16 protein-coding genes and 1 pseudogene are annotated in these 20,653 nt (G+C 43.2%); 9 read left to right on the top strand and 8 right to left on the bottom strand.

What is annotated here, in order from left to right; all coding sequences use genetic code 11:
• Positions 1–36 precede the first annotated feature (36 nt).
• The 7 genes from CAN34_RS06555 to CAN34_RS06525 all read right to left on the bottom strand — a co-directional run bounded on the left by CAN34_RS06555 (position 37) and on the right by CAN34_RS06525 (position 9,946).
• Positions 37–1,305, bottom strand: coding sequence for a putative DNA modification/repair radical SAM protein (locus CAN34_RS06555; protein ID WP_089554974.1), 1,269 nt, complete (start codon positions 1,303–1,305; stop codon positions 37–39).
• Positions 1,306–1,442: 137 nt separating this feature from the next.
• Positions 1,443–2,057 carry a hypothetical protein gene (locus CAN34_RS06550; RefSeq protein WP_123891908.1) on the bottom strand — a complete coding sequence of 205 codons (615 nt, stop codon included), beginning with the start codon at positions 2,055–2,057 and terminating at the stop codon, positions 1,443–1,445.
• A 188-nt stretch (positions 2,058–2,245) separates the two neighbouring features.
• Entirely contained in the window at positions 2,246–3,178 is a 933-nt protein-coding gene (locus tag CAN34_RS06545) for a hypothetical protein (RefSeq protein WP_089554972.1), read from the bottom strand.
• A gap of 355 nt (positions 3,179–3,533) precedes the next feature.
• Entirely contained in the window at positions 3,534–4,010 is a 477-nt protein-coding gene (gene greA, locus CAN34_RS06540) for a transcription elongation factor GreA (protein WP_011513174.1), read from the bottom strand.
• Positions 4,011–4,359: 349 nt separating this feature from the next.
• Positions 4,360–7,614: a carbamoyl-phosphate synthase large subunit gene (gene carB, locus CAN34_RS06535; RefSeq protein ID WP_089554971.1), complete on the bottom strand. Its 3,255-nt coding sequence runs from the start codon at positions 7,612–7,614 to the stop codon at positions 4,360–4,362.
• Between the two features lie 157 nt (positions 7,615–7,771).
• Positions 7,772–9,013, bottom strand: coding sequence for a glutamine-hydrolyzing carbamoyl-phosphate synthase small subunit (gene carA, locus CAN34_RS06530; RefSeq protein WP_089554970.1), 1,242 nt, complete (start codon positions 9,011–9,013; stop codon positions 7,772–7,774).
• Between the two features lie 363 nt (positions 9,014–9,376).
• Entirely contained in the window at positions 9,377–9,946 is a 570-nt protein-coding gene (locus CAN34_RS06525) for a phosphatase PAP2 family protein (protein WP_089554969.1), read from the bottom strand.
• A 175-nt stretch (positions 9,947–10,121) separates the two neighbouring features.
• On the opposite strand from CAN34_RS06525, the gene CAN34_RS06520 reads away from it, so the two are divergent.
• The 4 genes from CAN34_RS06520 (at position 10,122) to CAN34_RS06505 (ending at position 12,934) form a co-directional block, all read left to right on the top strand.
• Complete coding sequence (locus CAN34_RS06520; RefSeq protein ID WP_089554968.1) at positions 10,122–10,658, top strand: gamma carbonic anhydrase family protein; 537 nt, start codon at positions 10,122–10,124, stop codon at positions 10,656–10,658.
• A 44-nt stretch (positions 10,659–10,702) separates the two neighbouring features.
• Positions 10,703–11,410 carry an HAD family phosphatase gene (locus CAN34_RS06515; protein ID WP_089554967.1) on the top strand — a complete coding sequence of 236 codons (708 nt, stop codon included), beginning with the start codon at positions 10,703–10,705 and terminating at the stop codon, positions 11,408–11,410.
• Positions 11,411–11,511: 101 nt separating this feature from the next.
• A protein-coding gene (gene prfB / locus CAN34_RS06510; RefSeq protein ID WP_121509225.1) for a peptide chain release factor 2 occupies positions 11,512–12,607 on the top strand; the annotation gives its coding sequence in 2 pieces (ribosomal slippage) (positions 11,512–11,583 and positions 11,585–12,607; 1,095 coding nt in all).
• Between the two features lie 42 nt (positions 12,608–12,649).
• Positions 12,650–12,934 (top strand): pyrimidine/purine nucleoside phosphorylase, encoded by a 285-nt coding sequence (locus tag CAN34_RS06505; protein ID WP_089554965.1) that lies wholly within the window; start codon positions 12,650–12,652, stop codon positions 12,932–12,934.
• 121 nt (positions 12,935–13,055) lie between these two features.
• On the opposite strand, the gene CAN34_RS06500 is transcribed toward CAN34_RS06505, so the two are convergent.
• On the bottom strand, positions 13,056–13,532 hold the full coding sequence (locus tag CAN34_RS06500; RefSeq protein WP_089554964.1) for a GNAT family N-acetyltransferase: 477 nt from the start codon (positions 13,530–13,532) through the stop codon (positions 13,056–13,058).
• Between the two features lie 172 nt (positions 13,533–13,704).
• Between CAN34_RS06500 and CAN34_RS06495 the strand changes: the two genes are divergently transcribed.
• The 5 genes and pseudogenes from CAN34_RS06495 to CAN34_RS06475 form a co-directional block, all read left to right on the top strand.
• The gene (locus tag CAN34_RS06495) at positions 13,705–14,838 is read left to right on the top strand and encodes a DNA topoisomerase IB (protein ID WP_089554963.1); all 1,134 of its coding nucleotides are present in this window, start codon (positions 13,705–13,707) and stop codon (positions 14,836–14,838) included.
• A gap of 197 nt (positions 14,839–15,035) precedes the next feature.
• A complete protein-coding gene (locus CAN34_RS06490) occupies positions 15,036–16,730 on the top strand; it encodes an AMP-binding protein (protein ID WP_089554962.1) in 1,695 nt (564 codons plus the stop codon).
• Positions 16,731–16,793: 63 nt separating this feature from the next.
• Entirely contained in the window at positions 16,794–17,573 is a 780-nt protein-coding gene (locus tag CAN34_RS06485) for an SDR family NAD(P)-dependent oxidoreductase (protein ID WP_089554961.1), read from the top strand.
• Positions 17,574–17,705: 132 nt separating this feature from the next.
• Positions 17,706–18,287 carry a murein L,D-transpeptidase family protein gene (locus CAN34_RS06480; protein ID WP_089554960.1) on the top strand — a complete coding sequence of 194 codons (582 nt, stop codon included), beginning with the start codon at positions 17,706–17,708 and terminating at the stop codon, positions 18,285–18,287.
• A gap of 271 nt (positions 18,288–18,558) precedes the next feature.
• A pseudogene (locus tag CAN34_RS06475) lies at positions 18,559–20,653 on the top strand (AAA family ATPase); the annotation flags it as partial.

The raw sequence follows: 20,653 nt of genomic DNA, 5'->3' as shown, positions 1-20,653 counted from the left end.
GATGATTATGGCTCAATTTATCAAAATTATTTATGATTAAAACAAAGCCAGTTGCCCACTGCGTTGATCTTTAAATTTCGTCTGCGTTTGTGCCAGAACATATTGGCGGAAGTTATCACAGGTTAAATGCGCTAGATGCTCGTTTTTACCGGTCGTAGCGATAAAGTATTTAGCACGATTGACTGCAGCGCCCATTTTCTTCAAATGATAAAGCGTCAACTGATTAAACTTGCGCGCTTTGATGATTTTTTTAGCGGTTTTTGTGCCGATGCCGGGGATACGGACAATCATCTCATAGCTTGCGGTTTGAATATTAACGGGGAAATGTTCACGATGGCGGATTGCCCACGCCAGCTTTGGGTCGCAGTCCAAATCTAAAAATGGCGATTCTGGTTCAACAATCTCGTGCGCACCAAAACCATAAAAACGCATCAGCCAATCCGCTTGATAAAGACGGTTTTCGCGTATCATCGGCACAGGCGTGCCAATGGCTGGCAAGCGATCATCAGATAACATCGGCACATAGCCAGAATAGTAAACTCGCTTAAGATCATATTGTTTATAAAAGTGACTGGATAGCTGGATCACTTGCAAGTCTGTCTCGTTACTGGCACCGACAATCATTTGACTGGTTTGACCTGCTGGCACAAATTTAGGGGCTTTTTTATGCGTTTTACGGCTCTCACGAATGGTGATGATCTCTTCTTTGACTGTCTCCATCGGTGCTTTTAATTGCTCGTGTGACTTCTCTGGTGCGAGCAAGGCAAGACCTGATTTAGTCGGAATCTCGATATTAACGCTTAAGCGATCGGCGTATAATCCCGCTTCTAATAACAACTCTTTTGATGCACCGGGAATGGTTTTGAGATGGATATAACCGTTAAAACGCTCACGAGTACGCAGTATTTTAGCAACCTCAACCAAGCGCTCCATCGTATAGTCGCCATTCTTAAATATACCTGAGCTGAGAAATAGCCCTTCAATATAATTACGACGATAAAATTGCATGGTTAGATCAACGACTTCCTCAACGCTAAAAGCCGCACGAGGGGTGTCATTGCTTTTACGCGACGTGCAATAAGCGCAGTCATAAATACAGTGATTGGTCAGCAGAATCTTAAGTAAACTGACGCAGCGACCATCTTCGGTATAGCTGTGACAAATTCCTGATGCGGAGGCATCGCCGAGACCGCCACCTTGATTTTTGCGCGTGCCTGCGGAGGAGGAGCAAGAGACATCATATTTAGCGGCATCGGCTAAAATATTGAGCTTGCCTTGGAGTCGTTCATAATTGATGGTTGCCATAAGCGGTGTTTACCAATTCGTTTATAGGCTATTATTTTAGCAAAATAGTTTGTAAGTCACTGTAATTATTAGAGAAATATCGCTTACATACGACAACTGCTGTCGCCTATGACCATCAAATTTATATATTTTTAAGGTTAGCTAGAAGTACAAGGATTTGGCAAGGTTTGTACTATTTCATCTTCGAAATAGTGCTTAATAATCAAGCGACTTTTTTTATCAAACTCAACATTGTAGTTAGGATAAGCTGCAAAAGCATCAGGGTTATAGGTCGAAGGTAAAATTATTTCTTTATCTGAAAAAAATCGGCTCGCCGTCCATAATTGTTTATCATTATTATATCCAACACTACATTGACTTTTTAGATCAAAATCAAAATAACGGCCAAAGTATTGCTCTTTGCCGCCACGACCAAATAGCATATTAGCTCCGCATGGATTGCCACAGCCAACATAAACATGATAAGTATCTTTATCGATTCTTTTGAGCGAAGTATGGTTCCAGCCGTAATGACCTATTCCATCCATAAGCACGGTTTCTATTACTTCGCTATCATTTAACGTTTCGCTTTTAAGGATATAACCATCATCGCAATACTCATGATCGTCTTTACTCATATATGAAGTGCAAATTTTAGACATGTAAAAGCCATCGTCAAATTCTGGTTCGGCGGATTTAGCCCAAGATGTAGCGCTTAAAATACAGCCGTAAATGATAAAAACCAATGAATAGTGAGTAGTAAGTTTATACATGCAAATAGTAGCCGGATATTTGTTTTGAATTAAAAATACTATAGCAAAAGGTTGGTAGTTAAGGAAGAGAGAGGCATGGTGGTTGAGGAGCAAAAGACACGCACAAAAAAGGCCTTGCTAACTAGTAAACTAGCGCGCAAGACCTGTTATCAATATTAATTAAATAACAATAATTTAAAATCTAATTTCTATTGAACTTTGGCGCGTATAACTACGGTCTGTGCAGCATTTGGACTAAGGTTGACCAAGTTCCATTTAAGAGCAGAGTAATTTTCTTCAACGATGACGGTATTACCCACTTGCTGAATAGTTTGATAAGTATCGCCACCAGTGGTCGCAAGTGTTGGGAGCGGACTATTCAACGACACCAATTTCACACCATTTGGCAAAGAAACCATGGCATTGATATCAGTCACTGGCTGCGCTGTGGTATTGGTATAAACAGTATGATACTCAATGACATCACCAGGTGCGATATGGTTAGCCGGTACTGCAACTTCACGTCCATCACTATTTTTGAGAATTTTCATAACCTTAGTTTGCGCGTTGACTACGCCAGGCGTACTAAAAGTTGGTTTTAGCTGTAAGGTATCTATAGAGGTAATCGTGGTTACAGGGCTAGTGACCACTGGTGCATTAATGGCCGAAGTATTAATGACTGGCAACTGGGTCGCTGTGGTAACAGGCAGTATTTGAGTCATTGGCAATACTTGGGTGACAGTGCTAGTCGGCACAGCGATGACATCAACACGACTGCTTTGATTGGTAATTTGATTGGTCACCGGTACGCTAGTGACAGTCGCACTACCTTGAGTAACGATAGTATTAACATTGTCTTGGCGAACCACGTAGCGCGGTACATTGGTCACCTGCGTCACAGCAAACGGCATGCCATCTTGCATGCCAATGCTATTAGGCGTAGCGGTGATAACAGCCGTTTTACCATCAGAATACTGCTCGACCACGGTAGTGCTACCGCCTGTCGATGGTAGAACGGTCACCTCAGTGGCGGCATTGGCAGCAGACATAGCCATAACAGTACCTGCCAACAGTGCGGATACTGCCGTGAATGTAGCTGTTTTTTGCATAACAACTGACGAGCGATTCATAGTGGTGGTCATAATAAAGTCCTTTAAAATTATAATAAGTAAAACAAAAATGGAGAACGCTTAAATAAGAAAACCCTCGTTAATTGACGCTACAGGGCAGGTCAAATAACAAGGGCAACAATACTGATAATAATAGACAGCCAAACGATAAAGGCTATCTATTAAATTATTGATTTATCCGTCATTATTTTAATTAATAACTAAGCATGTGCTCAGCAATCTCAACCCAACAATTATGCGCTAAAATGAGTTAGGTAGAAAAGCAGCGTTGTGTAAGTGCTCTTCTATAAACAATGATTTTTGTGTGGTTTACTTTATCTAATTCTTAAGAAAATTACTATTTTATTCACTACAAAAGACAACTATATTAATCGTAGATGACTTTCATGATTTCGTATTCGACTACGCCTTTTGGGGTTTCAATACGGGCTTCATCGCCTTCAGATTTACCAATTAAGCCACGAGCGATTGGTGAGTTGACAGAGATTTTACCGGCTTTGAAGTCCGCTTCATCATCACCAACGATTTTGTATTGTTTTTCTTCTTCAGTGTCCATGTTTTCGATAACGACGCTGACGCCGAATATTACACGGCCATCTTTTGGTAAAGTCGTAGGATCAATAACTTGTGCGCCGCCAAGTTTGGCTTCGATATCACGAATACGGGCTTCACAAAAGCCTTGCTGTTCACGAGCAGCATGGTATTCAGCGTTTTCTTTTAAATCGCCGTGTTCGCGTGCTTCAGCAATAGAAGCGGTGATACGTGGACGGTCGATACTTTTTAACTGTTTTAATTCAGCTTCTAAAGCGGCATGTCCTTGCGGAGTCATGGGGTAACGTTGCATGTTTTTTCCTTAAACCAATAACACCACACCACCTCATAATGAGATGGTGTCAGTGTTGTTGCAATGGGTATAAAATATAAAAAGAGTAATGGTTAAGACTGCGTAACAAGTAAGTTGGCTATCATTTATGAGGTTATTTCACCTCAATTCAACAATACGCACACTTAAGCTTACGTAATAAAAAGCATAGTCGCAGTTTAGCCACTATGCTTTTTAGGTCTATCATTTTAAAAGTGTTTTTTTCAAGCGTTGCTGTCATGTCAGACAATGAGCAATGCTTGAATAAGCTTTTAGGCAAGCCTATCGGTTATGCTTAATCTACTGAAATTCTTCAGCCAAGTCAATAGAGCTAAACAATAGACTTTGCTTGCTCGTGTAAATCTTGCAGTTTATACACCTCAAATGGCAAGTCAATCGCATAAGATTTACAAACCGCATCTGCCGCACCTAAAGTCGTGACGTAGAATACTTTACCTTGTAGCGCACTACGGCGGATAGAGAATGAATCCTCTTGTGCCTGCTTGCCTTCGGTGGTGTTGATAATCATATCGATTTTGCCATTTTTTAAGGCATCAACGATGTGCGGGCGACCTTCGGTAACTTTATTAATTTGCTTACACTCGATGCCGTTTTCAGCCAATACTTTTTGCGTACCTGTAGTGGCAACAATATTAAAACCAAAGTCGATCAGTTGACGAGCGATAGGCGCAACTTGCTCTTTATCGCTATCACGTACAGAGATAAAGACCGTTTTGTTTTCGCCTTCAGTTGGTAGACCTGGCAGACGCTCATTACTACCGATAACGGCTTTATAAAAAGCTTCGCCAAAGGTTTTGCCAACGCCCATCACTTCGCCGGTTGATTTCATCTCAGGGCTTAATATTGGATCGACACCCGGGAATTTAGCAAATGGGAAGACCGCTTCTTTGACTGCAAAAAATGAAGGAACGATTTCAGTGGTAAAGCCTTGGTCTTTTAGCGACGTGCCAGCCATACAGCGCGCTGCGATTTGCGCTAATGAGATACCAATACATTTAGAAACAAAAGGTATGGTACGCGCAGCACGTGGATTGACTTCTAAGATATAAACCGTTTCACCTTTTACGGCAAACTGAACGTTCATCAAACCGATCACGCCAAGCTCTTTTGCCATCGCGACGGTTTGTGCGCGCATCACATCGCATAGCTCATCAGATAGTGAGTAAGGTGGCAATGAACAGGCTGAGTCACCAGAGTGTACGCCAGCTTGTTCGATATGCTGCATGATACCGCCAATCACGACGTCTGTACCGTCGCTAACACAGTCGACATCAACTTCAATTGCATCATCTAAGAAGCGATCTAATAGTACTGGTGCTTCGTTAGAGGCTTGTACAGCGGTGCGTAGGTAATGTCTTAGCTCGTCTTCGTTGTAGACGATTTCCATCGCGCGACCACCGAGTACATACGATGGACGTACAACTAGCGGATAACCAACGTCTTTTGCTTTCACCAAACCATCTTCTAAGCTCGTCGCCAAGGCATTGGTTGGTTGCACAAGGTTTAACTGCTGAATCATATGCTGGAAGCGTTCGCGATCTTCAGCGCGGTCAATCGCATCTGGGCTAGTACCAATGATTTTGACCCCAGCGGCTTCAAGAGCGCGCGCTAGTTTCAATGGCGTTTGACCGCCAAACTGTACAATCACCCCATCAGGATTTTCGATACGCACGATTTCTAACACGTCTTCAAGCGTGATTGGCTCAAAGTAGAGGCGGTCTGAGGTGTCGTAATCGGTTGAAACGGTTTCAGGGTTACAGTTGACCATGATGGTCTCGTAGCCATCTTCGCGCATCGCAAGCGCCGCATGTACACAGCAATAGTCAAACTCGATACCTTGACCGATACGGTTAGGACCGCCACCGATAACCATGATTTTCTTGTTATTCGTTGGATTGGCTTCACATTCGCTATCGTACGTTGAGTACATATAAGCGGTGCTGGTGGCAAATTCCGCCGCACACGTATCGACGCGCTTATAAACTGGATAGACATTTAAATCCCAACGTTTTTTGCGTAGCTGCTTTTGTGAGACACCAAGCAATTTGGCCAAACGTAAGTCTGATAAGCCTTTACGCTTAAAGCTGCGCAAGTTCTTTTCAGTTAAACCACCAAAGCCTAAAGCTTTAACTTGAGCTTCAGTTTTGACGATATCTTCGATTTGTACCAAGAACCATGGATCGATTTTGGTAAGATTAAATACTTCATCGACACTCATATCAATACGGAAAGCATCAGCAATATAATAAATGCGTTCAGGCGTTGGTATGGTCAAGCGATTGGTAATTTCGCTACGTGCCTTTTCAATGCTTACCTTTGATAAGTCAATTTGCTCATCAAAACCATCATTGCCTGTTTCCATACCGCGCAAGGCTTTTTGCATCGACTCTTGGAAGTTACGGCCGATAGCCATGACTTCACCAACCGACTTCATTTGCGTTGATAAAACATTATCCGCTTGTGGAAATTTCTCAAAGTTAAAACGTGGAATTTTAGTGACGACATAATCAATAGTCGGCTCAAAGCTTGCTGGTGTTTTGCCACCAGTGATGTCATTTTGCAATTCATCAAGCGTATAACCAACCGCCAGTTTAGCTGCGATTTTAGCAATAGGGAAGCCAGTCGCTTTTGATGCCAATGCTGATGAACGTGATACACGTGGGTTCATCTCGATAACGACCATACGACCGGTATCAGGATGGATACCAAACTGTACGTTTGAACCGCCCGTTTCGACACCAATCTCGCGCAGTACTGCCAATGAAGCATTACGCATGATTTGATATTCTTTGTCAGTCAAAGTTTGCGCAGGGGCAACGGTAATTGAATCGCCAGTATGCACGCCCATCGGGTCAAAGTTTTCAATAGAGCAGATGATAATGCAGTTATCGTTTTTGTCACGAACCACTTCCATCTCATACTCTTTCCAACCGATTAGCGATTCATCGATAAGCAATTGATGGTTTGGTGATAAGTCAAAACCGCGCTCACAAATCTCGATAAATTCATCACGGTTATAGGCGATACCGCCACCTGAACCACCCATGGTAAATGACGGACGAATGATACACGGATAGCCCATTTTTTCTTGGGTGGCAAAGGCTTGTTCCATGGTCTCAGCCGTTTCAGCGCGTGGACATTCAAGGCCAATACGCTTCATCGCTTTATCAAATAAGTTGCGATCTTCTGCCATCTCAATCGAGTCTTTGGTCGCACCAATCAATTCGCAGTTATATTTGGTTAATACACCATGCTTATCTAGTTCTAACGCACAGTTTAGAGCGGTTTGTCCGCCCATGGTTGGCAAGATAGCATCAGGACGTTCTTTAGCAATAATTTGCTCAACCGTCTGCCATGTAATTGGCTCAATATAAGTGGCATCTGCCATGGCAGGGTCAGTCATGATGGTCGCAGGATTTGAGTTGACCAAGATGACGCGGTAGCCTTCTTCTTTTAATGCTTTACAGGCTTGAGCACCTGAGTAGTCAAACTCGCACGCTTGACCGATGACGATAGGGCCTGCGCCGATGATAAGGATACTTTTAATGTCGGTACGTTTTGGCATGATTGGAGCTACCTTCGTTGAAGTGATATTTATTAGGTGTGCATATTTTGTAGGGAGTTAATAGCTGCTAGTAGTGCGCCTACTCATACTGCTTATTTCATGATGGTTAAGAATGATAAAGATCGATTTCTATCATTCTTAAAGCACAAACTGACTATTAAGCTTGTGCCGCTGCCATCATATCTGCAAATTTATCAAACAACGCTGCAGCTTCATGAGGACCAGGGCTGGCTTCAGGGTGACCTTGGAAGCTAAATACTGGCTTATTGGTCAGCTCCATACCTTGGTTAGTGCCATCAAATAATGAGCGATGGGTTGATTTAATATGCTCAGGCAGTGTATTTTCGTCAACGGCAAAGCTATGATTTTGACTGGTGATTAATACTTTTCCTGTCGCCAAATCTTGTACCGGATGGTTAGCACCATGATGACCGGTTTTCATTTTGATGGTTTTTGCGCCGCTGGCAAGACCAATCAGCTGATGACCTAAACAAATACCAAAGGTTGGAATACTGGTTTCTTCAATGATGTGACGTACCGCTTCGACGGCATAATCACAAGTGGCTGGATCGCCAGGACCATTAGATAAGAAAATACCATCTGGATTCATCGCGAGCACATCAGCGATAGGGGTTTGTGCTGGTACAACAGTCACATGACAGCCTCTATCAACCAATAGACGCAGTAGATTGGTTTTTACGCCAAAGTCATAAGCCACGACATTGAATTTTTTATCGATATGAGTACCAAGCTGTTTAAAAAAGCCACCCGTGCCGCTGTCATGGCTACCGGTCACATTACGGTTAAGCAGGGTATCCGATAATTCCCACGTTCCCGTTGTCCATTCAAACGTCGTTGGCGTACAGCATTCTTTTGCCAAGTCCATGCCTTCAATACCAGCAAATTCTTGTGCCAGTTTAATGGCTTGGGCTTCATCTTCTTTACTAATAGTGTCGCCGTTTGACGCAGTCATAATACAGCCGTTTTGAGTGCCTTTATCGCGCAATAAACGAGTTAACTGACGGGTGTCAATTTCAGCGATAGCAACCGTATCATTGCGCTGCAAATAGTCGGTTAGAGGCTCAGTGTTACGGAAGTTAGAGGTCGCCAGTGTTGCATCACGAATGATAAGACCTTCTGCCCACACTTGACGCTTCACATCAACAGTATTGGATTCTGTGTCTTCACTATTGGTGCCGGTATTACCGATATGCGGATAGGTGAGGGTTACTAACTGACGCGCATAGCTTGGGTCGGTTAGGATTTCTTGATACCCTGTCATGGCTGTATTAAAAACCACCTCACCGACACGATGACCGAGGCTGCCGATACTAATTCCATGAAAAATCGTACCGTCCGCTAGTGCCAAAATTGCTTGTATTTCTGTCGATGAATTCAAGGGTTGCCTCCGCTGTTATTAGTGAGTTCTATGCTGATTTTTTGGTTAAAATAAAGCGCTGCTTTTTTGATTATTGCTATTTAACTGCGGCTAAATAACCATAATAAAAGAGACAGCGCCAAAATTTTTCCACAAAAAAGCGAGAAGACATCATAGATGAAAAGGTACAGGATTCACTAGGGGGTGAATAAGTAACTTACATCATGTCCGCTCGCTTTGGCACAGATTTTGCGCATTATACTAGATTTTTGCGTTAAGGGCTAGCACCTTAAGGATAAGTATGGTGAATAATATTCAGATAAAGCCTAAATGCGTCTTAATTTCTAGCTAATAAAATAATTTCTAGCTAATAAAATTTATTTATCAAAAAGTATAATGTACCGATAAACCATAATAGTCTGGAGAGAGATTGGTGGCGATATGTAGTTGGTCATCTTGATAGCTTTTTGTCAGATACATACTGCTCGCCATACCTAAAGCGGCTCCCGCTAATACATCAATGGCATCATGTTCATCAGCTTCGACACGGCTATAGGCGACAAAACCCGCGCCAATATAGGCGGGAACACTATATTTTAGCCCATAGCGCTTATGAATAAAGCTGGCTCCTTGGAACGCCCTTGAAGTGTGGCCGGATGGATAAGCGTTATCATCGCTGCCATCTGGGCGCTCTTTATCAATCACGGATTTTAAGGCATAAGTCGCTGCAACATTAGTTGCAAATGAATAATAAAATTGCTCTCGCCCCTCTTTATCATCCATATAATAAGTGCTACCGTAAGCAACTGCCGGTATGGCAAAAGATAAAATATCGCCTGCCTTATCTATATTATCGCTACTGCCGGCTTGAGCTGGCATGGCGATAAGCAAGCTGCTCGATAATAAAAAACTACTGGGTAATAAAATGATAGCGGAAGCGTTTTTGCTGATCATTGCGACAATCCTAAAGAGAGTTTGGTAGGGCAGATGAAGAGAAATGGCATTATACTATAAATGCTTGCTCCTACATCATGCACGAAAATATTTATAGATCAGCTTTATAGCCGACATCAGTGCCAACTACATTTATGAATAATAACAACTGAATAGAACTCATCAAGGATGGATTATGATTTATCAATATTTAGACAAAGCACCTGAATTCGCTGTACCTTTTAACGGGTGGGTGGCAGACTCCGCAAGGGTCATTGGCGATGTGTATTTGGGTCATCAAGCCAGCATTTGGTTCGGCGCAGTCATTCGCGGTGACAATGAGCGTATCCATATTGGTGACTACAGTAACGTACAAGAAAACAGCGTGATTCATACCGATGCGGGTATTGAAGTCAAGATTGGCAACTATGTCACTATTGGTCACTTGGCAATGCTGCATGGCTGCGAAGTCGGTGATAATAGTTTGATTGGTATTGGTGCGGTGGTCTTAAATAATGCCAAAATCGGTAAAAACTGTATCATTGGTGCCAAAGCACTAGTTACCGAAGGCAAAGAGATTCCAGATAATTCGCTGGTCATGGGCGCTCCTGCAAAAGTGGTCAAAACATTGACGGATGAGCAGGCAGCAATGCTGAAACTGTCAGCGCTGCACTATGCAGAGCGTTGTCAGAAATTTAAAACCGGTCTAAAAGAGATTGAGCAACCAGAATAAAACCCTATTAACCATCATCAATTATCCTTAATGAGTATTTTATTATGAGTACGCCAAGCATCGATAGCCAGCCAACTTCACGCACGTTAGCGTTATTTGATTTAGACCATACCTTGCTCGATGTCGATAGTGACTATTTATGGGGCGAATATATCGTCAAGCATAATCTTGTCGATGAAGCGCAGTATCGTACTGCTAACCAGAAGTTTTATAACGATTATATCGAAGGCACGCTTGATGCGACGGCATACAATGAATTTGTCGCGCAATTCTTAAGCAGCCTACCGATGGATAGACTACACGAGCTACGAGAAGATTATATTAAAAGTGAAATCGAGCCGCATATCCGTCCAAAAGCGATGGAAGTATTGTGTCAACATATTGAACACGGTCACGATGTGGTGATTATCTCGGCGACCAATGACTTTGTGGTTTCTGCTATCGCTAAACGTTTTGGGATTGAAGATGCCAATGTGTTATCGACCCCGCTTGAGATAAAAGACGAGCGCTATACTGGTAAGTTAACGGACAAACCAAACTTTAAAGAAGGTAAGATTTATCATTTGGATAAATGGCTAGATAAGCAGCAAGCCTCAGGATTGCAATATGATAAAACCTATGCTTATTCTGATTCCAAAAATGATCTTCCATTACTTGAATGGGCGGATGTGGCTATTTGTGTCTCTCCCGATGATGCGCTACATGCACATGCACTTGCCCATCGCTGGGCAGTAGAAGATTGGTCGATTTGATAAAATAGTTGCTAAAATAGTAGCGAGAATTAACCAAACATTTTATGCAAATCTCATTTAAAATAGCGCCACCGTATTTTTCAAAACACACAGGAACACTTATGGAAATCAATCCGTATCAAGAAAGAATTAAAGATTTATCAGAGCGTGGGCAGGACTTGCGGAGGTATCTTTGACTTCGATGGTAAGCAAGAACGCTTAGAAGAAGTCAATTTAGAATTAGAAAACCCCGAGCTATGGAACGATCCTGAGCGTGCGACCAAAATTAATAAAGAAAAAAGCCTGCTTGATGGGGTCATTGATGTGGTGGTGTCGCTTGAAACCACATTGGAAGATGCGTCTGCAATGTTGGAGCTGGCAGTAGAGGCAGAAGACGAGTCACTGCTTGCCGATGTACAAGCTGAATTAGATAATGCAGAAAAGCGCGTTGCAGATTTAGAATTCCGCCGGATGTTTAGCGGTGAGATGGATCCGAATAACTGTTACTTGGATATCCAATCGGGTAGTGGTGGTACAGAAGCGCAAGACTGGGCAGAAATGCTGCTACGTATGTATACGCGCTGGGCAGAAGCACATGGTTTTAAAGTGGACGTTATTGAAGTGTCCGCTGGCAGTGTCGCTGGTATCAAGTCAGCAACTATTGAGATTAAGGGCGATTATGCCTTTGGTTGGTTACGTACCGAAATAGGTGTGCATCGTCTTGTACGTAAATCACCATTTGACAGTAATAACGGTCGCCATACTTCATTTGCCGCGGTATTTGTGTCACCTGAAATCGACGATAATGTTGAGATTGATATCAATCCAGCTGACTTACGCATTGATACTTATCGCTCATCGGGGGCTGGTGGTCAGCACGTAAATACTACCGATTCTGCGGTACGTATTACGCACGAACCGACTGGCGTCGTTGTGACTTGTCAGAACGAGCGCAGCCAGCATGGTAACAAAGCAACGGCAATGAAGATGCTACGCGCCAAGCTTTATGAGCTTGAGATGCAAAAGAGGATGGAGTCTCAACAAGCGGTCGAAGATGGCAAGTCTGACGTCGGTTGGGGCAGTCAAATTCGCTCTTATGTATTGGATGACTCGCGTATCAAAGACTTACGTACTGGCGTCGAGACTTTTAATACTGGTGCTGTATTAGATGGCGACCTCGATCAATTTATCGAAGCGAGCCTAAAAGCGGGATTGTAAAGACGGTTTTGAATAGTAACTAATATCTAATTAAGGAAAATTATGCCAAGCGTTAATCATTATTTTGATAATAAAGTGACTTCTATTGCCTTTCAAACGGCAACTAAACCTGCGACTGTCGGTGTCATGGAAGTTGGCGAGTACGAATTTGGTACCAGCGAGTTTGAAACCATGACAGTCGTTAGCGGTGCTTTGACGGTAAAGCTGCCAGAAAGCGATGAATGGCAGACTTTTAATGCTGGCGAGCAATTTACCATTGACGCCAATCAGAAATTTCAAGTAAAAGTAGCAGTCGAAACAGCTTATCTATGCACTTATGGTGAATAGTTTTTTAGCTTACACTGATATGAATTATAAAAACGCCAAGTATTAAATGCTTGGCGTTTTTTTATGGGTATTTTATTTTGATCTCAGGTCTTATTATGAATAATAAAGGAGCTGATATACATTATAAGTTTTTACGGTATTGCACCATATCCGTTTTCGTAGCCAGCGTATCATAAAGTATGCGAGCCGCTGTATTTCCTTCTTGAGTTGTCCAGTAGACGCGATTACAGTTTTTCTTACTGGCAAATTCATAGACATGCTCAATCAATGCACGTCCTACGCCTTTTCCACGTACAGATTCATGCACGTATAAATCCTCTAAGTAGCAACATTCAGTGCTATTCCATGTATTGGGATGTAGCACCACATGAGTGATTCCGACTAACGCATCATCTAACCAAGCCCCAAACCCATAAATAGGTACATTGCTATCGAGCACATTGTTCCACGTTGCATTCGTAGTTTCTAATGGCAAGCTGCTCTCATAAAAAGTCAGATAGCTTTGCCATAAGCTGAGCCAAAGTTCATAGTCATCGGCAGATAATGGCATTATTTTTAAGGAACTATTGGTTATGTTCATAGGATTGGGATTTGCCATATTAGCGGTGCCTTTAGTAAATTTATCTTAAATTATGCCTTAGCGGTTAAAATCTACAAGGCTTTTATCGGTTTATTTTACACAGGATTACACTTTATCCATGGCAAACACACAGCAATAATTGCCGTAGTTAATTATGCTAAAACAACTATGTTATCAAACGAGTATCGTTATGGTTAAGGCAAATCAGCAGACAATAATCCAAGATGTGCGCCATGATTATGAGCACCTAGCTAGCCTAGCAAATTTGCGCTATGTAAACGACGATGAGCCTGGTTATGGACGCAGACGTTGGGGGCGCGGCTTTACCTATCGAGACGCCACTGGAAAAACAGTAAAGGATAAGGCTCTGCGCCAGCGATTTGATGCTCTCGTGATTCCACCGATGTGGTCAGAGGTTTGGATATGCCAAGATGACAAAGGACATCTACAATCGACAGGTCGTGATGACAAAGCCCGCAAACAATACTTGTATCATGCAGAATGGGATCGCGTACGTGACCAAGCCAAATTTCAGGCCATGATAGGTTTTGCCGAAGCGTTGCCAAATCTACGCGCGCAGGTTGAAAAAGATTTAGAAGCGACACCGTTATCACGCGATAATGTGCTTGCGGCGGTGGTCAAACTGCTAGAAACCACCTTGATCCGTATCGGCAATAGCCGCTATGCAAAACTCAATAAAAGCTACGGTTTGAGTACACTGAGAAGCAAGCACGTGAGCGAGACGGATAATGGGCTGGCGTTTGACTTTGTCGGTAAAAGTGCCAAAGCGCATCATATTGAGTTACAAGATGAGCGTTTGATTGAAATTATACAGGCTTGTTCTGAGTTACCGGGTTATCAGGTTTTTAAATATCTGGATGACAATGGTAATAAGCAAGTGGTTGATAGCGCCGATATCAATGAATACATACGTAAGCATACTTGCGCTAATGATTGTGAAAGTAAAATGTATAGCGGTAATTTATACAGCGCAAAGGATTTTCGCACATGGATGGCAAGTGTGCTGGCTGCCAGTCATTTGTACGATCAACTGCAAACGTCAGAAGGAGAAAGTATATTAGCCAGTGAGGCTGGTAGCTCTGAGCGCCAGCAGTTGGTCACTGATATGGTCAAAGAGGTAGCAGAGGAACTTGGCAATACGCCTGCTGTCTGCCGTGCTTCTTATATCAATCCTATTATTATTGAGCGGTTTTTAGCAGGTGAGTTTTTCGCGCTTTATAAACAAGCTCGTCGTGGACGCACCAAACAATATCAAAGCTGTGAAGAGAAGGCCTTGCTTGGGTTCTTAAGGGCGCTTCAATAAATATCTTACTAAGTAGATATTTTATATTAAAAATGATACGTTATGTATTGAAATAAATATAGAAATGCGTTACTAATAGAGTATATATCATTTTATATGTTTAAACAGTTGATAGGATATGACTGTTTTACGCTTTGTTTTATTATGTCTGAATGTCTGATTTCGCCAGTGACTCTCGATTGCTAAAGGATTAGCTTATGAACACCTCACCTTCAAATACTACTGCGCATACTGCAAGCACGCCAACAAGCTACAGCGATTATTATAATAATTTTGATATCAATGCATTATCGACAGAAATCTTTGGCGAGCATTTAGACGATCGCTTGAACGCTTATATGGCGTGCTGTGGACGCCATGTGCGTGACGGCCGTGGGGATAAGCTTGCGCTGGTGCATGAAGATACGGCTGGTAACGTGACGCGTATGAGCTTTGCTGAGTTAGATGCTGCAAGCGCGAAAGTGGCTAACTTACTCAAGTCTTATGGTGTGCAAGCGGGTGATCAAGTAGCGACCATGTTACCGCGCACCCCCGAACTATTAACCATTGTATTAGCAATTTGGCGAATTGGCGCAGTGTATCAACCGCTGTTCACCGCTTTTGGTTATGATTCAATTAAGTACCGGATGGATAAAGCCAATACCAAAGTCGTTATTACCAATCAAGAAAATCGCGACAAGTTTGAAGACTTGGCTGAGCAGACCAGAATGGTGCTAGTTGGTAGTAAAGTAGATGCGCAAAGCTGGGGTGATGATAACTATGCTGAAAAAGTATCGACGCAGCCTCAAACCATAGAAGCGGTTATTTTGAATACTGATGCGCCATTTTTACAGATGTTTACCTCAGGTACGGTGGGTAAGGCAAAAGGCGTCAGCGTGCCATTAGCTGCATTATCAGCCTTTTATTTATATATGCGCTATGCCATTGACTTACGCGAGGACGATCATTACTGGAATATGGCGGATCCAGGCTGGGCATATGGGCTCTATTATGCTATCACGGGTCCTTTATTGTTGGGCGTCACCACTTATTTTAATGAAGCGGGTTTTGATGCTCAGAATACCCGCGACTTTATGGTGCGTCACAAGATTACCAATTTGGCATCTTCACCAACGGCATTTCGTATGATGAAGTCGAGCGGCGTTTTTGAAAAAGCTCATAACGATGCCGATGCAAAGTTGTCGCTACGCTGTGCTAACTCAGCAGGCGAGACCTTAAATACCGAAGTGGTGAATTGGGTTGATACTTATTTAAACTGCAAAGTTTGCGATCAGTATGGTCAGACAGAAACTGGTATGACCTGCTGCGAGCACCATGCATTAGCACATGAATGCCCAGTCGGCTCGATGGGTATGGCGCTACCAGGGCATACGCTTGTGGTATTAGATGATGATATGAAGGTATTACCTGACGGCGAGCAAGGGCAATTGGCAGTGGTGGTCAGTCAATCACCGGCGTTTTATTTCCGTGGCTATAGCTGGAATGAAAAACAAGCGTTCGTTGACGATTACTATCTAACAGGCGATGTGGTCGAGCGCCATAGTGATGGCAGTTACTGGTTTTCAGGACGTGATGATGACATCATTACTACTGCAGGTTATCGCGTGGGTCCAACCGATGTTGAAAATACTGTGCTCGAGCACGAAGCAGTTGCAGAGTCAGCCGCCGTCGGTATACCTGATGAGGTGCGCGGTCATACTATTAAGTCTTATGTGGTGCTAAAAGATGGTATTGTTGGGACTGATGAGATTGCTAGGGAAATTCAAGATTTGGTACGCAAGCGTCTATCAACTCATGCTTATCCGCGTGAAGTTGAGTTTGTGTCTGAGCTACCAAAAACGCCAAGTGGTAAGATTCAGCGCTTTTTACTGAGAAGTTTATCCGCCTCTTAAATACATTAAAGTATGAACCAGATAATAAAACAGACAGTTAAATAATAATACCAAGGAATAATTATGCAAATTGAACAACACAGCTTTTTGGTCACTGGTGGTGCGTCAGGTTTAGGTGAGGCAGTAGTTCGTGCTATTGTCGCTAAAGGTGGCAAAGCTATTATCGCCGACCTTAACGAATCAGCTGGGCAGGCACTGGTCGACGAGCTTGGCGACAATGCTCGTTTTGTACGCTGTGATATCACTAGTGGTGATGAGGTACAAGCGGCTGTCGCTATGGCTGAAAAAGAGTTTGGCGGTCTGCAAGGGTCGATTAACTGTGCTGGTATCGCTGTCGTGCAAAAGCTACTAGACCGTGATAATAATCCTGCGGATCTTGAGTCCTTTAGTCGCGGCGTTAATATCAACCTTGCTGGCTCTTTTAATGTCGCGCGTTTGGTCGCAGCCAGTATCGCTAAGCGTGTGGCTGCTAAACCATCAGATGAAGCCAATGCTGATAACGGAATTATTATCAACACGGCCTCTATTGCTGCTTTTGATGGGCAAGTAGGGCAAGCCAGTTACGCCTCATCAAAAGCGGGCGTGGTCGGTCTAACTTTACCGCTTGCTCGTGAGCTGTCGCGCCATGGTATTCGCGTCATGACGATTGCACCGGGGGTTTTTGCTACTCCGATGATGAATGCTATCCCTGAAAAAGCGCGTGAACAGTTAGAGGCGAGCGTTCCTTATCCTAAACGTCTGGGCAATCCCAATGAATTTGCCAAACTGGTTATGCATATCATTGATAATGCCTACTTAAATGGTGAAGTCATTCGTCTTGATGGTGCCATTCGTATGGTTTAGTTTAGCGACTGTCAGAACCCATTTTTATCTTATTCATAACTTTTGCACAAAACTTGGCCACAAAACATGGCATAGTACTTTGATATATTATGACTCATTGCTATTAAATATTAGTTATAAGGATTCAAGCCTATGTCATTTTTTCGTCCAAAATCTAGTAAGTATTCAAGCTGGTTATTTATCGCCATAGGGCTTAGTTTTGCTACTGTTATCGGCACGAGTGCTATCGCTGCTGCTAAAGATACTGCTAAAGATACCGCGAAACATCCGCAGCCCATTTCCAGTGCTGCTATTATCGATAAAGTATTGGTCGATAAATCAGAGCGTCGTTTGCAGCTACTAAGTGGTGATAAAGTGGTTAAGTCTTATCATATTGCGCTCGGTGGTAATCCCATTGGTCATAAGCAACAAGAAGGCGATCAGCGTACACCGATAGGTTCTTATACACTCGATTATAAAAATGAAAAATCTCAATACTATCGTTCTATGCACGTCAGTTATCCCAATACTGTAGATAAAGCCAATGCGAAATCACGAGGTGTGAGCCCCGGTGGCGCTATTATGATTCATGGGCAGAAAAATGGTTTTGGTACATTAGCAATGCTCAACCAGCAACGCGATTGGACGGCAGGCTGTATGGCAGTGACCAATGATGAAATGGATGAAATCATGGCGGCTGTGAAGGTTGGCACAGCTATTGAAATAGTTGAGTAGAAGCTATTGTTTAGTGTTAAGGTTTTAGACTTAAAGGTTTATGCTTAAAAGCTCGGATTTTTTATTTTAATTCACATTTATATCGTGATTTTTCTTTTGTTGTAGTTACTCAGATACCATGAGTAATATCATTACTATTAATAAGGTTTTACCTATAAATAGCTTGAAATTTTTCACTATATACCATATATAGACAGTAGATGAAGGTAGGTGGACAGCATAAGTCTGCTGCCGAATATACTATTTATATCAATTATAAGAGGACACAAATATGAGGTTCGAAAAATTTACGCAAAAGTTGCAATCTGCGATTCAAGAAGCACAAAGCCTAGCATTAGGCCGTGATCATACCGGTATCGATCCGGTGCATCTGCTTGCGGTATTGCTACAAGATGAATCTAATTTATCAATCTGTCAGCAAGCGGGCGCGTCTATTCCTGCGTTGAAAAATGGCGTGGCAAAGGCATTGGACAATCAAGCAACGATTTCGGAGCCAACAGGCGACGTTAATCTAAACCCAAATTCGGTTAAAATTTTGAACTTGGCAGATCGCCAAGCGCAAAAAGAAGGTGATGATTTTATTGCCACCGAATGGGTAATGCTGGCACTCGCTGAACAAGGCGAAACCAAAAAGATATTTGAAAAGGCTGGCGTGACGGCGAGTAAGTTAAAAGCAGTGATTGAGCAATTGCGAGGTGATGACACAGTGGATAATCAAAATGCTGAAGATCAACGTGATGCGCTGAATAAATATACGATTAACCTGACTGAACTGGCTGAAACGGGGAAGCTTGATCCGGTCATCGGTCGTGATGAAGAGATTCGCCGTACCATTCAAGTGCTCTCACGTCGGACCAAAAACAATCCCGTACTCATCGGTGAGCCGGGTGTTGGTAAAACGGCTATCGTAGAAGGCTTGGCGCAAAAAATCATCAATGGTGATGTGCCAGAAGGTTTACGCCGTAAAGAAGTGTTGTCGTTGGACTTGGGCGCGTTGATTGCGGGTGCAAAGTTCCGCGGTGAGTTTGAAGAGCGTCTCAAAAGCGTACTCAGTGACTTATCGAAGCAAGAAGGCAATGTCATTTTATTTATCGATGAGTTGCATACTTTAGTGGGTGCAGGGAAGGGTGACGGCGCGATGGATGCCGGTAATATGCTCAAACCAGCGCTTGCTCGCGGTGAGCTGCATTGTGTCGGCGCGACCACTTTAGATGAATATCGCAAATATATTGAAAAAGATGCTGCTCTTGAGCGTCGTTTCCAAAAGGTATTGGTCGATGAGCCAACGGTCGAAGACACCATTGCGATATTGCGTGGTCTCAAAGAGCGTTATGAGCTGCATCACGGCGTTGATATTCAAGACAGCGCTATTATTGCCGCTGCACGTATGAGTCATCGCTATATTACTGATCGCAAGCTACCGGATAAAGCGATTGATTTAATTGATGAGGCTGCCAGTCGCTTGCGTATGGAGATGGACAGTAAACCTGAAGCATTAGGTAAGCTCGATAGTCGCTTGATTCAGCTAAAAATGCAGCGCGAAGTGCTTAAAAATGAAGAAGACGCTGGCGCACAAGCAGAGCGTAAAGTGCTTGATATGCAAATTGAAGAGCTGGAAAAAGAATACGCCGATCTCAACGAGATTTGGCAAGCAGAAAAAGCCTTGGTTAAAGGTAGCCAGCAGCTAAAAGACGAGCTGGACAAAGCGCGTACTGCTTATGATAAAGCCAGTCGCGAGGGCGATTATGAGACCATGAGTAAGCTGCAATACGAGACTATCCCGCAGCTTGAGCGCCGCATCACTGAGTCTGACTTAGCAGAACAAAAAGAGCAGACAGGTGAGGGCAGTGGTATAAAGCTACTGCGCAATAAAGTCACTGATAACGAAATTGCAGAAGTGGTTGCTGCCGCGACGGGTATTCCAGTTAGTAAAATGATGCAAGGCGAACGTGACAAGATGCTAGCGATGGAAGAAAAACTCCATGAGCGTGTCATCGGTCAAGATGAAGCGGTCGAAGCGGTGGCCAATGCCGTACGCCGTAGTCGTGCTGGCTTGTCTGATCCGAATCGTCCTTCAGGCTCGTTCCTATTTTTAGGCCCAACGGGTGTCGGTAAAACGGAGTTGACCAAATCACTGGCGAACTTCTTGTTCGATAGTGAAGATGCCATCGTACGTATCGATATGAGTGAGTACATGGAGAAGCACAGTGTCAGTCGTTTGGTGGGCGCGCCTCACAGGTTACGTCGGTTATGAAGAAGGCGGCGATTTGACTGAGGCTGTACGCCGCCAGCCTTTTAGTGTACTTTTGTTTTATGAAGTCGCAACAGCGCATCCTGATGTTTTTAATATCTTGCTTCAAGTTTTG

It is taken from the genome of Psychrobacter sp. DAB_AL32B (genome assembly GCF_002224105.1).
Classification (GTDB): Bacteria; Pseudomonadota; Gammaproteobacteria; order Pseudomonadales; family Moraxellaceae; genus Psychrobacter.
This window is presented reverse-complemented; position numbering and strand designations above follow the sequence as displayed.

Bases quoted from the DNA above. Each gene is read 5' to 3' on its own strand.
- CAN34_RS06555 (WP_089554974.1), bottom strand. From the start codon at position 1,305: ATGGCAACCATCAATTATGAACGACTCCAAGGCAAGCTCAATATTTTA.
- CAN34_RS06550 (WP_123891908.1), bottom strand. From the start codon at position 2,057: ATGTATAAACTTACTACTCACTATTCATTGGTTTTTATCATTTACGGC.
- CAN34_RS06545 (WP_089554972.1), bottom strand. From the start codon at position 3,178: ATGACCACCACTATGAATCGCTCGTCAGTTGTTATGCAAAAAACAGCT.
- greA (WP_011513174.1), bottom strand. From the start codon at position 4,010: ATGCAACGTTACCCCATGACTCCGCAAGGACATGCCGCTTTAGAAGCT.
- carB (WP_089554971.1), bottom strand. From the start codon at position 7,614: ATGCCAAAACGTACCGACATTAAAAGTATCCTTATCATCGGCGCAGGC.
- CAN34_RS06525 (WP_089554969.1), bottom strand. From the start codon at position 9,946: ATGATCAGCAAAAACGCTTCCGCTATCATTTTATTACCCAGTAGTTTT.
- CAN34_RS06520 (WP_089554968.1), top strand. From the start codon at position 10,122: ATGATTTATCAATATTTAGACAAAGCACCTGAATTCGCTGTACCTTTT.
- CAN34_RS06515 (WP_089554967.1), top strand. From the start codon at position 10,703: ATGAGTACGCCAAGCATCGATAGCCAGCCAACTTCACGCACGTTAGCG.
- CAN34_RS06505 (WP_089554965.1), top strand. From the start codon at position 12,650: ATGCCAAGCGTTAATCATTATTTTGATAATAAAGTGACTTCTATTGCC.
- CAN34_RS06500 (WP_089554964.1), bottom strand. From the start codon at position 13,532: ATGGCAAATCCCAATCCTATGAACATAACCAATAGTTCCTTAAAAATA.
- CAN34_RS06495 (WP_089554963.1), top strand. From the start codon at position 13,705: ATGGTTAAGGCAAATCAGCAGACAATAATCCAAGATGTGCGCCATGAT.
- CAN34_RS06490 (WP_089554962.1), top strand. From the start codon at position 15,036: ATGAACACCTCACCTTCAAATACTACTGCGCATACTGCAAGCACGCCA.
- CAN34_RS06485 (WP_089554961.1), top strand. From the start codon at position 16,794: ATGCAAATTGAACAACACAGCTTTTTGGTCACTGGTGGTGCGTCAGGT.
- CAN34_RS06480 (WP_089554960.1), top strand. From the start codon at position 17,706: ATGTCATTTTTTCGTCCAAAATCTAGTAAGTATTCAAGCTGGTTATTT.